1 protein-coding gene is annotated in these 331 nt (G+C 67.1%); it reads left to right on the forward strand.

Annotated features, from left to right (window positions below; genetic code table 11):
* Positions 1-331, forward strand: a 331-nt coding sequence (locus AvAM_RS22680; protein ID WP_137749178.1) for a helix-turn-helix domain-containing protein, incomplete at both ends; no start/stop codon positions are given.

The raw sequence follows: 331 nt of genomic DNA on the forward strand, positions 1-331 counted from the left end.
GGCGCGAGTTGTGTCGTCGGTTTGGTATTTCCCCCAAGGCGGGCTACGCGCTGCTCAAGCGGTTTGCTGCTGAGGCCGAAGCAGCTTTCACCGAGCGCTCACGCCGCCCGCTGCACAGCCCCCGTCAGACCCCTGCAGCCTTGCAGTCGCTCGTGCTGGAACTGCGCAGGCAACACCCCGCCTGGGGCGCGCGCAAGATCTGCCGGCGGCTGAAGGACCTGGGCCATGAGCAGGTGCCAGCCCCCAGTACGGTCACTGATTTGCTGCGCCGCCATGGGCTGATCGCCCTGCCGCCAGATGATGCGCACGCAGACTGGCAGCGCTTTGAGCA

It is taken from the genome of Acidovorax sp. NB1, from assembly GCF_005405905.1.
GTDB lineage: Bacteria > Pseudomonadota > Gammaproteobacteria > Burkholderiales > Burkholderiaceae_C > Acidovorax.